The organism is Streptomyces sp. NPDC054872 (assembly GCF_053610705.1).
This window is the reverse complement of the sequence record NZ_JBSGYY010000010.1, coordinates 26362-40609: the sequence shown is the minus strand read 5'-3', so window position 1 is coordinate 40609 and position 14248 is coordinate 26362. Positions and strand designations below refer to the sequence as shown.

At 70.6% G+C, this 14248-nt stretch carries 10 protein-coding genes and 4 tRNA genes; 7 read left to right on the top strand and 7 right to left on the bottom strand.

The genetic code is table 11. The features are described from left to right. Positions 1–283: 283 nt before the first annotated feature. From ACWGIH_RS14275 to hrpA, 3 genes are all read right to left on the bottom strand, one after another. Positions 284–493, bottom strand: a complete 210-nt coding sequence (locus ACWGIH_RS14275; protein ID WP_453448420.1) for a DUF6274 family protein — start codon at positions 491–493, stop codon at positions 284–286. A 586-nt stretch (positions 494–1079) separates the two neighbouring features. Next, positions 1080–1154 (bottom strand) — tRNA-Asp (locus ACWGIH_RS14270). Positions 1155–1249: 95 nt separating this feature from the next. After that, positions 1250–5239 carry an ATP-dependent RNA helicase HrpA gene (gene hrpA / locus ACWGIH_RS14265; protein WP_453448419.1) on the bottom strand — a complete coding sequence of 1330 codons (3990 nt, stop codon included), beginning with the start codon at positions 5237–5239 and terminating at the stop codon, positions 1250–1252. A gap of 84 nt (positions 5240–5323) precedes the next feature. Here hrpA and ACWGIH_RS14260 point away from each other — a divergent pair, with 84 nt between their 5' ends. From ACWGIH_RS14260 to ACWGIH_RS14245, 4 genes are read left to right on the top strand one after another with little or no spacing between them, the layout of a single operon-like run. Next, complete coding sequence (locus tag ACWGIH_RS14260; protein ID WP_453448418.1) at positions 5324–5689, top strand: hypothetical protein; 366 nt, start codon at positions 5324–5326, stop codon at positions 5687–5689. Positions 5690–5744: 55 nt separating this feature from the next. After that, entirely contained in the window at positions 5745–6500 is a 756-nt protein-coding gene (locus ACWGIH_RS14255) for a DsbA family protein (protein WP_453448417.1), read from the top strand. Continuing rightward, entirely contained in the window at positions 6497–7345 is an 849-nt protein-coding gene (locus tag ACWGIH_RS14250) for a cytochrome c biogenesis CcdA family protein (RefSeq protein ID WP_453448416.1), read from the top strand. Before ACWGIH_RS14255 ends, ACWGIH_RS14250 begins: the two co-directional genes overlap by 4 nt. Before the next feature lie 30 nt (positions 7346–7375). Next, positions 7376–8479, top strand: coding sequence for an ABC transporter permease (locus ACWGIH_RS14245; RefSeq protein WP_453448415.1), 1104 nt, complete (start codon positions 7376–7378; stop codon positions 8477–8479). 63 nt (positions 8480–8542) lie between these two features. On the opposite strand, the gene ACWGIH_RS14240 is transcribed toward ACWGIH_RS14245, so the two are convergent. The 4 genes from ACWGIH_RS14240 to ACWGIH_RS14225 form a co-directional block, all read right to left on the bottom strand. Continuing rightward, positions 8543–8616 (bottom strand) — tRNA-Phe (locus ACWGIH_RS14240). Positions 8617–8640: 24 nt separating this feature from the next. Further along, positions 8641–8715 (bottom strand) — tRNA-Asp (locus ACWGIH_RS14235). Positions 8716–8754: 39 nt separating this feature from the next. Beyond that, positions 8755–8827: transfer RNA gene (locus ACWGIH_RS14230), tRNA-Glu, on the bottom strand. A 79-nt stretch (positions 8828–8906) separates the two neighbouring features. Continuing rightward, positions 8907–10457 carry a metallophosphoesterase family protein gene (locus tag ACWGIH_RS14225; RefSeq protein ID WP_453448414.1) on the bottom strand — a complete coding sequence of 517 codons (1551 nt, stop codon included), beginning with the start codon at positions 10455–10457 and terminating at the stop codon, positions 8907–8909. Positions 10458–10516: 59 nt separating this feature from the next. Here ACWGIH_RS14225 and ACWGIH_RS14220 point away from each other — a divergent pair, with 59 nt between their 5' ends. The 3 genes from ACWGIH_RS14220 to ACWGIH_RS14210 all read left to right on the top strand — a co-directional run bounded on the left by ACWGIH_RS14220 (position 10517) and on the right by ACWGIH_RS14210 (position 14202). After that, a complete protein-coding gene (locus tag ACWGIH_RS14220) occupies positions 10517–10867 on the top strand; it encodes a metallopeptidase family protein (protein ID WP_190082831.1) in 351 nt (116 codons plus the stop codon). Between the two features lie 99 nt (positions 10868–10966). After that, on the top strand, positions 10967–11539 hold the full coding sequence (locus ACWGIH_RS14215; protein ID WP_453448413.1) for a hypothetical protein: 573 nt from the start codon (positions 10967–10969) through the stop codon (positions 11537–11539). 329 nt (positions 11540–11868) lie between these two features. Beyond that, positions 11869–14202, top strand: coding sequence for a DEAD/DEAH box helicase (locus ACWGIH_RS14210; RefSeq protein WP_453691645.1), 2334 nt, complete (start codon positions 11869–11871; stop codon positions 14200–14202). Positions 14203–14248: the final 46 nt, after the last annotated feature.

Sequence of the window (14248 nt, the reverse complement as noted above, 5' to 3'; positions counted from 1 at the left end):
GCGGCGCCCGGGCGGACGTCTGGGGGACGCTGCGCGGGGTGGTGCAATTGCACATATTAAATTGACCGGTTGTAGGAGGGGTGTAAGTTCGGGGGTTTCAAAAACTACTTCGGTGACACCCGTCACATGCCGGGAACCTTGTTGCCCGCGACACCTCTGGGCTAGAGGAGATCCCGGATGGCGCAGGGGAGTTGACGGTCGCTGGTTCGACGCGCCTTCAACGCACCCGCGGGCCCTACCCCTCACCCTCCCACCACCGGGGTGGGTCGCGGGTCGGCTTTGGTCACGCGTTCGGGGGACTTTCGTCCTCGGCCGGCTCGCAGCCGCCCTCACAGCCGCTCTGGGTGGCGGAGGAGGTTTCCAGGGCCAGCCGTTCGAGCCGGTGGCAGATCGGGCAGTGCCGGGTCAGGTGGCGATAGCTCGTCGCCGCGGAGAGATGGGCCCGCAGGAGAGCGCGAGTCTCGTGCCGTGCGGACGCCGCTGAAGCCGTCATGCGCCACCTCCAGATGAGGAACCGGTCCCGCCCCGTTCCCTGATGTCTGGGTACCGGCGGAATGTGACGCAGTCAAGATGCCCGCACGCGAGAGGGACCGCATCCGGCTGACGGGTGCGGCCTGCTGTGACGAGGGGGTTCGGTGGTGTGGTGCGAGAGAGGCCGCACCCGCCTGATTGCGGCTTCGCCGCGGGCGCGGCCTGCGCGTCGGTCTTGTGGCGGGCAGGCTCGGAGGGTGTGGCGGCATGCGAGAGGGGCCGCATCCGGCTGGCGGGTGCGGCCCTTCTTTTTCTGCGGTCCTGACGGGATTTGCTGTGTCTGATTGCGGCTTCGCCGCGGGCGCGGCCTGCGCGTCGGTCTTGTGGCGGGCAGGCTCGGAGGGTGTGGCGGCATGCGAGAGGGGCCGCATCCGGCTGGCGGGTGCGGCCCTTCTTTTTCTGCGGTCCTGACGGGATTTGCTGTGTCTGATTGCGGCTTCGCCGCGGGCGCGGCCTGCGCGTCGGTCTTGTGGCGGGCAGGCTCGGAGGGTGTGGCGGCATGCGAGAGGGGCCGCTCCCGGCTGGCGGGTGCGGCCCCTCTTCTACTGCGGTCCTGACGGGATTTGAACCCGCGGCCTCCACCTTGACAGGGTGGCGAGCACTCCAAACTGCTCCACAGGACCTTGCTTTGCGGCGCTCAGTGCTGCGTTGCGCTGCGAGACAGGACTCTACAGCAGCGCAGGCCCGGCGGTCGAACTCACCCAGGGTGCGCGGGTGATCACGGTGCGGCCGCGTCGATCGCCTTCACGATCCGCTTGTCCGAGACGGGGTACGCCGTGCCGAGCGCGTGCGCGAAATAGCTGACCCGGAGCTCCTCCAGCATCCAGCGGATGTCCAGGACCTCCCGCGGCACGGGGCGCCCCTGCGGGAGCTGCTCCAGGAGCCAGGCGTACTCGTCCTGCATCTCGTGGACCTTCTCCATGCGTGACGTGTCCCGCTGGACGTTCGTCGGCATCTGCTGGAGGCGCCGGTCCGCGGCCGTCATGTAGCGCATCAGGTCCGCCAGGCGGCGGATTCCCGTGGCCGTGACGAAGCCGGGGCCGACGAGGGCGTCCAACTGGGTCCGGACGTCCGTGAGGTTGGCCAGGAGCGTCGGGCTCTTCGTGGACTTCAGGCGGCGCTCGCAGGCCTGCCAGGCGGCGAGGACCTGCTGGACCTGGCTCACCGTGCGGACGGTGGTGTCGACGATGTCGGCACGCACCTTCTCGTACAGCTTGCGGTACGACTCCTCGTCCCAGGCGGGCCCGCCGAAGTCACCGATGAGCTTGTCCGCCGCCGCCATCGCGCAGTCCGCGAAGAGCGCCTGGATGGAGCCGTGCGGGTTCGCCGACAGGGCGATCTTCTGGGCGTTCGTCAGCTTGTCGGAGGCGAACTTGGCCGGATTCACCGGGATGTTGAGCAGGATGAGGCGGCGCGTGCCCTTCCACATCGCCTGCTGCTGCTCGGCCTCGGTGTCGAAGAGACGTACGGAGACCGTGCCTGCCTCGGCGCCGTCGTCCACGAGCGCCGGGTACGCCTTCACCGGCTGGCCCGCGCGTCGCGTCTCGAAGACGCGGCTGAGGGAGCCGATGGACCAGTCCGTGAGGCCGGACCGTTCGACGGCCGCGCCCCCGCTCCGTTCGGCGGTCGCCGCGGCGGCCTGGGAGAGGGCCTTGCGGGCCTTCGGGCGGAGCTGGAGCTTCAGCGCCTCCAGGTCCTTGTCCTCGGCGAGCTTCTTGCGCCGCTCGTCGGTGATCCGGAAGGTGATCTTCAGGTGGTCCGGTACGCGGGTGAGGTCGAAGTCGTCCGGAGAGACGGGGACGCCGACCATCCGCTGGAGCTCCCGGGCCAGGGTCACGTGCAGCGGCTCCTGGAGGGGCACCGCCCGCTCCAGGAACGCCTTCGCGTAGTTGGGCGCGGGGACGTAGTGCCGGCGGATCGGTTTCGGCAGGGAGCGGATCAGCTCGATCACGACCTCCTCGCGCAGGCCCGGGATCTGCCAGTCGAAGCCGTCCGCCGTGACCTGGTTCAGGACCTGGAGCGGTACGTGCACCGTGACGCCGTCCGCGTCCGCGCCCGGCTCGAACTGGTACGTCACCTTGAACTTGAGCGGCCCCTGGCGCCACGTGTCGGGGTAGTCGTCCTTCGAGACGTCGCCCGCGCGCTCGTTGATGAGCATCGACCGCTCGAAGTCGAGCAGTTCGGGCTCTTCCCGCTGCTTCTTCTTCCACCAGGAGTCGAAGTGCGCGCCGGACACCACGTCCGCGGGCACCCGCTGGTCGTAGAAGTCGAAGAGCGTCTCGTCGTCGACGAGGATGTCGCGGCGCCTCGCGCGGTGCTCGAGCTCCTCCACCTCGGTCAACAGGCGGCGGTTGGCGGCGAAGAACTTGTGGTGCGTGCGCCAGTCGCCCTCGACCAGCGCGTTGCGGATGAACAGGTCGCGGGAGACCTCGGGGTCGATGCGCCCGTAGTTCACCTTGCGGTCGGTGACCAGCGGGACGCCGTACAGCGTCACCTTCTCGACCGCCATCACCGCGGCCTGGTCCTTCTCCCAGTGCGGCTCGCTGTACGTGCGCTTCAGGAGGTGCTGGGCGAGCGGTTCGACCCATTCGGGCTCGATCCGCGCGTTCACACGGGCCCAGAGGCGGGAGGTCTCCACCAGCTCCGCGGACATGATGAACCGCGGGGGCTTCTTGAAGAGCGCGGAGCCGGGGAAGACCGCGAACTTGGCGCCACGGGCGCCCAGATACTCGCCCCGGCCGCCGCCGCGCTGCTTGGGGTCCTTCTCCTTGCTCTCCTTCGACTCCTTCACGTCCTTCATCCCGATGTGGGAGAGCAGGCCGGACAGGAGCGAGATGTGGACGTGCTGCTCGGGGGCGTCGTCCTCGTTGACGTGGATGCCCAGCTGCTTGGCCACCGTGCGCAGCTGCGTGTAGATGTCCTGCCACTCGCGGATGCGCAGGAAGTTCAGGTACTCCGACTTGCACATCCGGCGGAACGAGGACGAGCCGCGCTCCTTCTGCTGCTCGCGGATGTACCGCCACAGGTTGAGGAAGGCGAGGAAGTCGGACGTCTCGTCCTTGAAGCGCGCGTGCTGCTGGTCGGCCTGCGTCTGCTTCTCGGCCGGGCGCTCGCGCGGGTCCTGGATGGAGAGCGCGGCGGCGATCACCATGACCTCGCGTACGCAGCCGTTCTTGTCGGCCTCCAGGACCATGCGGGCCAGGCGCGGGTCGACGGGGAGCTGGCTGAGCTTGCGGCCCTGCTCGGTGAGGCGCTTCTTCGGGTCCTTCTGCGTCGGGTCCAGCGCACCCAGTTCCTGGAGGAGCTGGACACCGTCGCGGATGTTGCGGTGGTCCGGCGGGTCGATGAAGGGGAACTTCTCGATCTCGCCGAGACCGGCGGCGGTCATCTGCAGGATGACCGAGGCGAGGTTGGTGCGCAGGATCTCCGCGTCGGTGAACTCGGGGCGGGAGACGAAGTCGTCCTCCGAGTAGAGGCGGATGCAGATGCCGTCCGACGTACGCCCGCAGCGGCCCTTGCGCTGGTTGGCGCTGGCCTGGCTGATCGCCTCGATGGGCAGCCGCTGCACCTTCGTGCGGTGGCTGTAGCGGGAGATGCGGGCCGTGCCGGGGTCGATGACGTACTTGATGCCCGGCACGGTCAGGGAGGTCTCGGCGACGTTCGTAGCGAGGACGATGCGTCTTCCCGTGTGCTGCTGGAACACGCGATGCTGCTCGGCGTGCGAGAGCCGGGCGTAGAGGGGGAGGACCTCGGTGAACCTGTAGTTCTTCTTGTTCAGCGCGTCCGCCGTGTCCCGGATCTCGCGCTCTCCGGAGAGGAAGACGAGGATGTCGCCCTTGCCCTCGGCCTGGAGCTCCTCGACGGCGTCGGTGATCGCGGTGATCTGGTCCCGGTCGCTGTCTTCCGCGTCCTCTTCCAGGAGCGGGCGATAACGCACCTCGACCGGATACGTACGGCCGCTGACCTCGACGATCGGGGCTTCCCCGAAGTGCCGGGAGAACCGCTCCGGGTCGATGGTCGCCGAGGTGATGACGACCTTCAGGTCCGGGCGCCTGGGCAGCAGCTGGGCGAGATAGCCGAGCAGGAAGTCGATGTTGAGGGACCGCTCGTGGGCCTCGTCGATGATGATCGTGTCGTACGCGCGCAGCTCGCGGTCCGTCTGGATCTCGGCAAGGAGGATGCCGTCCGTCATCAGCTTCACGTACGTGTCGGCGCCCACCTGGTCCGTGAAGCGGACCTTCCAGCCGACGGCCTCGCCGAGCGGGGTGTCCAACTCGTCGGCCACGCGCTCGGCGACCGTACGGGCCGCGATACGGCGCGGCTGGGTGTGCCCGATCATGCCCCGGACGCCACGCCCGAGCTCCATGCAGATCTTGGGGATCTGCGTGGTCTTGCCCGAGCCCGTCTCGCCCGCCACGATCACGACCTGGTGGTCGCGGATCGCCTCGGCGATGTCGTCCTTCTTCTGGCTGACCGGCAGCTCTTGCGGATACGTGATCTTGGGCAGACGGCTGCCCCGCTCGGCCATCCGGGCCGCGGCCTTGTCGACGTCCGCCGCGATCTCGGCGAGGACGGCGGCTCGGGCATCGGGCTTGCGGATCCGGCGCGCACCCTCGAGCCGGCGGCCGATCCGGTGCTCGTCGCGCAGCGACAGCTCGGACAGGCGCGGGGCGAGGGCGTCGAGGGTGAGGGCAGGCTGCGTAGACATAACGGCGTCCAGGATCTCACCCGCCGCTCGGAGGTGGCGAACCGATTTATCGGGCGGGGCGCCGGGGCACGTACGATTCCGGGCATGTCGTCCCGTACGCGTCTGTCGTGGTGCTCCCTCCTCGGGGTGCTGCTCATCGTGCTCGGGGCGTTCTGCGGGCCCGCCGTGGCCGCGGAGCCGACCGTCGCGAAGCCCAAGGCGTCGGTGCAGGCCGAGGTGTCCGCCGGGGTGCCGGGCTGCGGCAAGGGCGGCCAGCAGGACACCGGTCAGGCACCCGCGGCGCCGCCGCGCTCCAGTTCCGCGTACGAGCTGCTGCCTGCCCTGCACCAGGCCCACGCCACGTCCGGCGCGTGGGGCGTCGGGCAGACCGTGCCGCTGCTGACGCCGGAGCGCGGGCCGCCGCCGCTCACACCGCCCTCTCCGGTCGATCTCTCGATCCTGCGCGTGTAGAGGCCCCCGTCCAGGGGCCCCTTCCATCACGTACAGGAACAGCGAGAACTCCCAGATGCCCAAGAGCGGCAACAACAAGAAGAAGAACATCGCCATCGGGGCAGGCGTGGCCGTCGCCGCCCTGCTCCTCGGCGCCGCCTCCTACAGCGCCACCAAGCCCGACGAGCCCTCCTCGGTCACCGCGAAGGAGGAGGCCGCCGCGGACGTCTCCGCCGACCCGCAGGCCGGGGTCTACCCGGAGCTGGCGAAGCTCGCCCGGCGCGACGCCGGGGACCCCCTCGCCGAGGGCCGCAAGGACGCGCCGGTCGTGCTCATCGAGTACGCCGACTTCAAGTGCGGCTACTGCGGGAAGTTCGCCCGCGACACCGAGCCGGGCCTCATGAAGAAGTACGTCGAGGACGGCACCCTGCGCATCGAGTGGCGCAACTTCCCGATCTTCGGCGCGGACTCCGAGTCGGCGGCGCGGGGCGCGTGGGCCGCCGGACAGCAGGGGCGCTTCTGGCAGTTCCACGCGGCGGCGTACGCCGAGGGCGCCAAGGAGAAGGGCTTCGGGGGCGAGCGCCTGAAGGAGCTCGCGAAGGAGGCCGGGGTCAAGGACATCGGCCGCTTCTCGGACGACGCGGGCAGCGCCGCCGCGAAGGCCGCGGTGAAGAAGGACCAGGAGGAGGCGTACGGCCTGGGGGCCACGTCGACCCCGTCCTTCCTGGTCAACGGGCGGCCCATCTCCGGTGCGCAGCCGGACGAGGTCTTCGACCAGGCCATCGAGCAGGCGGCGAAGACGGCCAAGTCGTCCGCGACGGCGGACAAGTGACCGCCGACGTCGGGTACTTCGCGGCGTTCCTGGGAGGTCTCCTCGCCCTGATCAGCCCGTGCAGCGCGCTGCTGCTTCCCGCCTTCTTCGCGTACTCGATCGACTCGACCTCACGGCTGCTCGCACGCACCGGCATCTTCTACGCCGGCCTCGCCACGACCCTGGTGCCGCTGGGCGCGGCGGGCTCGGTCGCCGGGCGGTTCTTCTTCGGGCACCGGGACCAGCTGGTGCTCGTCGCCGGGTGGCTGATCATCGCGCTCGGCGTGCTCCAGGTCGTGGGCATGGGGTTCGCCTCGCGGAAGATGTCCGAGCTGTCGGGGCGCATCCGGCCGACGACGGCGGTCTCCGTGTACGCCCTTGGCGCGGTGTACGGGCTCGCGGGGTTCTGCGCGGGCCCGATCCTCGGCAGCGTCCTCACCGTGGCCGCGGTGAGCGGGAGCCCTGTCTACGGGGGACTGCTGCTCGCCGTCTACGCCCTGGGGATGGCGGTGCCGCTGTTCGTGCTCGCCCTGCTCTGGGAGCGGTTCGACCTCGGACGGCGGCGGTGGCTGCGGGGGCGCGCCTTCCGGATCGGCCGCTTCGAACTGCACACGACCTCGCTCCTGTCGGGGCTGTTCTTCGTGGCTCTGGGCGCCCTCTTCCTCGCGTACGACGGGACCACCGCGCTGCCGGGTCTCCTCGACGTGGACGACTCGTTCGCCGTGGAGCGGTGGGCCGGGGGCGTGGGCCGCGCCGTGCCGGATGCGGTGCTGCTCGTGGGAGTGGTGGCGCTGGTGGGTGCGGGACTCGCGGTGCGGGCGTGGCGGAGGCGGACGAGTGGGCCGGTTGAGGCCGAGCAGGGGTGAGTCCGTTTCAGGTGTTTTAGCCTGATTCGTATGGCCGAACAGCTTGATCACGAGGAACACCGGCAGGGAGCACACGGCGCTCACGGCGCGCACGGAAGGGCTCCCACCGGGCGTGAGCGGTGGTCGGCGTTCAAGGACTCGCCCTTCCTGCCCGCGGTCGTGCTGGTGTTCATCCTGGCGGCCGCCGCGGGGCTCTTCGCGGGCTCGTACACCTACTCCATGGCGAAGCCGACCCCGCATCACATCCCCACCGCGGTGGTCGGCGCCCAGGAGGCCACGCAGGGCAAGGCCTTCCTCGACGGCATGGAGAAGGCGCTGAACGCCTCCCTGGAGGTGCACGAGTACGACAGCGTCGCCGCGGCACGCGACGCGGTGGCCGAACAGAAGGTCTTCGCGATCCTCTCGGTGGCTCCGGGGGACAAGGTGACGTTCGACGTCTCCGGCGCCTCGGGAGCCTCGGTCGCCCAGCTGCTCGCCGAGGCGGCGCCGAAGGTGGGCAAGGAGGTGGGGGTGCCGGTGACGGTGAAGGACATCAAGCCCCTCCAGGAGGGCGACCCGCGAGGGCTCGCGATCTTCTACATCTCGCTGGCCGCGGTGATCATCGGCTTCGTCGGGGCGATCCAGCTGAGCGTGCACGCCCGGGGGCTGAACCCGGCCGAGCGCATCGCCTTCACCATCCTCTACTCCCTGCTCGGCGGCTTCGTGATCGCGGCGGTGGTGGACTGGTGGCTGGGGGCGGTGGATCTGCCGTTCGTCGAGTCGTGGCTGATCCTGGCGCTGACGATGTTCGCGTCGGGGATGGTCTTCACGATGTTCAACACGATGTTCGGGCGCTGGGCGATGATCCCGACGTGGGGCCTGATGGTGCTCCTGGGCAACCCGTCGTCGGGCGGCGCGGTGTCCTGGCCCCTGCTCCCCTCGGTGCTCGGCCACATCGGGCAGTGGCTGCCGCCGGGCGCGTCGGTGAACGCGCAGCACACGGCGGTGTACTTCGGCAGCCACCAGCACGCCTTCCCGTTCCTGGTTCTCGCCGGGTGGGCGGTCCTCGCGTCCGTTGTGTTCTGGGTCTGGCGGCACCGGCACCCCGGCGGACGGGACAGGCCGGCGGCCCATGCGGCGGCGCCCGCGGGGTGAACGAGCAGGAGTTAGAGGGGGAACGGCGAAGGCCCCGTCCAGCGGACGGGGCCTTCGAAGAGGTGGCTGGGGCCGGGATCGAACCGGCGACCTATCGCTTTTCAGGCGATCGCTCGTACCAACTGAGCTACCCAGCCACGCGATCCGCGTGGAATCGCAAGCGGTCCTGACGGGATTTGAACCCGCGGCCTCCACCTTGACAGGGTGGCGAGCACTCCAAACTGCTCCACAGGACCAAGCTTTGTGCGAGCACTAGTCTCGCACAAGGTGTTGCGTGCCCCCAACGGGATTCGAACCCGTGCTACCGCCTTGAAAGGGCGGCGTCCTGGGCCACTAGACGATGAGGGCTAAGGGCCCACCTGGGCGCTTTGCAGCGCGTCGGGGACGTGAGAAGCATATGGGATGCGGGGAGCTATCGCCAAAACGGTTATCGGGGGGCCGGGGGCCCGCTGTCCGGGGAGCGCCCGGGAGGGGCCGGCGACGGGGTCGCCCCGGGCTGGTTCTCCTTGGGCAGATGGCGGCTGACCTCCGCCTTCGTCAGCCCGAGGCCGCCCAGCTTGATCTCGTCCCAGGCCTGAAGCCGCCGGGTCTCCCGGTCCAGATAGAGGACCGACATCTCCACCGGGTCGGGGTACTTGCCCTCCACCGCCCGAAGCCCGCTGCCACCCGTGGATCCCTCGATGCGCAGCCGGGTCCCGCCGTCCATGACCTCCATCTCCGAGTGGTGGACGTGGCCCGCCAGGACGAGCGGCACCTCGCCGTCCGTCTCCCGCGCGGCATCGGGGTTGTGCGCGACGGCCACGTCCACGGGGGTGCCCGCCGTCTGCTGGTCGCGCAGGGCGGAGGCGAGGCGGATGCCCGCCATCTCCTCGGCGGGCTTGCCCTCCGCCGCCACCGAGCGGTCCGGGGTGTACTGCGGATCGCCCGTCCCGGCGAACCGCAGGCCCGCGACCGACACGGCCCTGCCCTCGTCCAGTACGTGGACGTTCTTCATGCCCTGGAGGTAGCGCTGGGTGCTGGCCGAGTCGTGGTTGCCGCGGACCCAGACGTAGGGGGCGCCCAGGTCCTTGATCGGGTCCAGGAAGGGGTTCTCGGCGGAGCTCCCGTGGTCCATCGTGTCGCCGGAGTCGACGATGACGTTGATGTCGTACTGCTCCACAAGCGAGGCGATGATCGTCCAGCTCGCCGGGTTGAGGTGGATGTCCGAGACGTGCAGGACGCGGATCGTGGACGGGTCCGGCTGGTACGCGGGGAGCGTCGACGTCACGTCGTACAGCTTGGTCACGTTGGTGACCAGGCGCGCCAACTCCTGCTGGTAGACGTCGAACTCGCTCACGATGCTGCGCGCGTTGCCGACCACCGACGGCGCGCTGCTGAGGAGGCCGGAGAACTTCGGCTCCAGGACGGACTTCGGGTTCCACGTCGCGTACGCCGCCGCGCCCGACGCGGCGAGCAGGGCCAGGGCGAGGCCGCCGGCCGCGAGGGCCCGGCGGGGGCGCCGGTAGACCGCGAGGCCCAGTGCCGTGGCGCCCGCGACGACGGCGGCGCAGGAACGTACGGCCAGGTCGAGCGTGCCGTGCCCGACGTCCTCGGCGACCTCGTCCTGGAGTCCCGCGATCCGCTCGGGGTGGTCGACCAGGGCCTGGGCGCGGACCGGGTCGAGCCGGTCCACGTCCACGTCCAGGCGGATGGGCGCGATGTGCGAGCGCAGCTCCAGGGCGCCGAGCGGGGAGACGTCGATCTTCGTGCCGCCGGTGAGTGAGGGGCGCAGCGTCATCCGGGTGTCCATGGGTCCCACGGGGGCGTGCACGCTGCCGACGATCAGCAGGCCGAGCCAGGCGCCGAAGAGGACGACCGCGACCAGGCCCAGGGCGCGTCCGTAGGGATGCGGAGGGCTGATGAGCTCGCCGACCGGATGGGGGTGGCGGGATCGGTAGTGGCGTACGAGGGCGGCGAGCGCACGGAAGTCGCGGGCCATTGGGCCCGTATGCCCATGGGGAGGGGCGGCCATGCGGGGCGGTGGCCGACAATGGGGGTGTGCTGGAGATGACGCGGGAAGAGTTCGAGGAACTGGTCGCCGAGGCGCTTGACCGGATTCCTCCCGAGTTGACGCGGTTGATGGACAACGTGGCGGTGTTCGTGGAGGACGAACCACCGGCCGAGGACCCGGAGCTGCTCGGGCTCTACGAGGGAACGCCGCTGACGGACCGGGGCGAGTGGTACGCGGGAGTGCTGCCGGACCGGATCACGATCTACCGGGGTCCGACGCTGCGTATGTGCGAGTCGCGCGAGGACGTGGTCGCGGAGACCGAGATCACCGTCGTGCACGAAGTCGCACATCACTTCGGGATCGACGACGAGCGCCTGCACGCCCTGGGGTACGGCTGACGGAAGGCGGCAGGTCCGCCCGCCGGTCCGTGTCCTCTTGCGGGGCAAGGGAGTTGGGTAGGGCGTCCCCGCTTCTCAGCGCCTCGGAGGTGCTAGGCCGTGCGCCCGTTGTACGTTCCTGTCCGATTGGCCGCGGCGGCGGTGGCCGTCATGGCGACCGCGGGCTGCATGAGCATCGGCGACGACGGCGGTGAGCCGGGACCCGCGCGGTCCGTCGGCGAGCGCAGCGCGGCGGCCGCCCCCGACGGCGGAGGGGGCACGCCGGGTGCCGATTCCGCCGGTGGCCGCGGCGGTGGCCGCGACGACGGGAAGGGCGGCAAACGCGGCAAGGGCGGCAAGAACGGCAAGGGGAAGGGCAAGGGCAAGGGGGGTTCGGGCGCGCGCGGCGGGTCCGGTTCCGACGCGGCCCAGGCCTCGGCCTCCGCGTCCGGCGGCGGCGACCCCGCCCCGCCGACGGGCGACGGGCGCCCCTCGCCCACCAGGACCAAGCCCGACGCGCCGCGCCCCACGCCGACGCCTGATCCCCCGAAGCCGACCCCGACGCCGACTCCCGAGCCCACTCCGGAGCCCTCGTCGTCGGCGCACGAGGAGCCGAAGCAGGGCGCGCAGCTGGGGGAGCGGTCGGAAGGGCTCAGGGCGCGCGAACCGTCGCCGGAGGCGGGTCCGGCCTGAGGCGGCTCGGTCGGCGGGGGTGGCTCGGCCGGCGGGGGTGGCTCGGGTGACTTGAGGCGGTTCGCCCCTGTCCGAAACCCGCTTCGTCGCAGGTGAGACGAGCCGTAAGGGGTGGAATCCAAGGTGCCCCGGAGGGTGCGGTTTGCCTTCTGGGGGGTTGGGTGCGTATGGTGGTAGATCGTTTGATCCCATTTGCCCGGCGCCGAAAAAGAAGAGCGCCGCGTGGCGCGTACTCTCCCTTGCCGTGGCTGACCGCATAGAGGCGGTCCATTGCGAAATCACGGAGTTGACGGGCGCGTGCCGAGACTCCGGAAGGTTTCGCATTTCGCATGTCCATTTCTCACTCTGACCACGCCGTCCTGCCCGAGAACGAGACGACCGACGAGCTGACGGTGGAGCCCACCGTCGACGCAGCCGAGGCCGTCGAGACGGTCCAGGCCACCGACGTCGCCGACGTCGTGGAGGCCGCCGAGCAGGTCGTCGCGGAGACCGAGGCTGCCGCCGAGGTCGAAGAAGACGCCGAAGAGGCCGAGACCGGCCCCACCTTCGGTGACCTCGGACTGCCCGAGGGCATCGTCCGCAAGCTCGCCCAGAACGGCGTGACCTCTCCCTTCCCGATCCAGGCCGCGACCATCCCGGACGCCCTGGCCGGCAAGGACATCCTCGGCCGTGGCCGCACCGGCTCCGGCAAGACCCTCTCCTTCGGCCTGCCGATGCTGGCGACGCTGGCCTCCGAGGGCCGCACCGAGAAGAAGAAGCCCCGCGGCGTCATCCTCACGCCGACGCGTGAGCTCGCGATGCAGGTCGCGGACGCGCTCCAGCCGTACGGCGACGTGCTCGGCCTGAAGATGAAGGTCGTCTGCGGCGGTACGTCGATGGGCAACCAGATCTACGCCCTCGAGCGCGGCGTCGACATCCTCGTCGCCACCCCGGGCCGCCTGCGCGACATCATCAGCCGTGGCGCCTGCTCGCTCGAGAACACCCAGATCGCGGTGCTCGACGAGGCCGACCAGATGTCCGACCTGGGCTTCCTGCCCGAGGTCACCGAGCTGCTCGACCAGGTTCCGTCCGGCGGCCAGCGCATGCTGTTCTCGGCCACGATGGAGAACGAGATCTCCACGCTGGTCAAGCGCTACCTGAACAACCCGGTCACGCACGAGGTCGACAGCGCCCAGGGCAACGTCACGACCATGACCCACCACATCCTGATCGTGAAGCCGCGGGACAAGGCGCCCGTCACGGCCGCCATCGCCTCGCGCAAGGGCCGCACGATCATCTTCGTCCGCACCCAGCTGGGCGCGGACCGTATCGCCGAGCAGCTCTGCGAGTCCGGCGTGAAGGCCGACGCGCTGCACGGCGGCATGACGCAGGGCGCCCGTACGCGCGTTCTTGAGGACTTCAAGAAGGGCTACGTCAACGCGCTCGTCGCCACCGACGTCGCCGCGCGCGGCATCCACGTCGACGGCATCGACCTGGTCCTGAACGTGGACCCGGCCGGCGACCACAAGGACTACCTGCACCGCTCCGGCCGTACCGCTCGCGCGGGCCGCTCCGGCACGGTCGTGTCCCTGTCCCTGCCGCACCAGCGCCGCCAGATCTTCCGCCTGATGGAGGACGCGGGCGTCGACGCCACGCGTCACATCATCAACGGCGGCGGCACCTTCGACCCGGAGGTCGCCGAGATCACCGGCGCCCGTTCGATGACCGAGGTGCAGGCCGACTCCGCGGGCAACGCGGCGACCCAGGCCGAGCGTGAGGTCAAGGACCTCACCAAGGAGCTGGAGCGCGCGACCCGCCGCGCGACGGAGCTGCGCGAGGAGGCCTCGCGTCTCACCGCGCGTGCCGCCCGCGAGCGTGGCGACGACCCGGAGACCGCGGTCGCCGAGGCCACCGCCGCCGCCGAGGCCGAGGTCGAGGCCGCTGTCTCCGTACCGGAGCAGCCCGCGGCCGCTCCTCGCGAGGAGCGCCGTCCGCAGCGTGACGAGCGCGGCAACTACGAGCGTGAGCGCCGCGACGACCGCGGTGGCCGTTCCTTCGAGCGTCGTGACGACCGTGCGTCGGGTGACCGTGGCGGCTTCCGCGGCGGCGACCGTCGTGAGGGCGGCGACCGTGGTGGTTTCCGTGGTGGCGACCGTCGTGAGGGTGGCGGCTTCAACCGTGACCGCAACGACCGTCCCTCGGGCGGCTTCCGTGGCGGTGACCGTCGCGAGGGTGGCGGTGGCTTCAACCGTGACCGCAACGACCGCGGTGGCTCCGGCTTCCGTCGTGACGACCGCCCGTCGGGCGGCGACCGTGGTGGTTTCCGTGGTGGCGACCGTCGTGAGGGTGGCGGCTTCAACCGTGACCGCAACGACCGTCCCTCGGGCGGCTTCCGTGGTGGCGACCGTCGTGAGGGTGGCGGTGGCTTCAACCGTGACCGCAACGACCGCGGTGGCTCCGGCTTCCGCCGCGACGACCGCCCCTCCGGCGGCCACCGTGGCAGCGACCGTCCGTTCAACCGTGACCGCCGCGACGACCGTCCCGCGGGCGGCTCCGGTGGCTTCCGCTCCGGTGGCCACGACCGCCCGTCGTACAACCGCAACTCGGGCACGTCCGGCACCGGCACGGGCACCGGCTCCTTCGGCCGCCGCGACGACAAGCCGCGCTGGAAGCGCAACGGCTGATCTCTAGCCGCTTCCGCCTGAACGAAGGGCCCGCACGACGTCCACC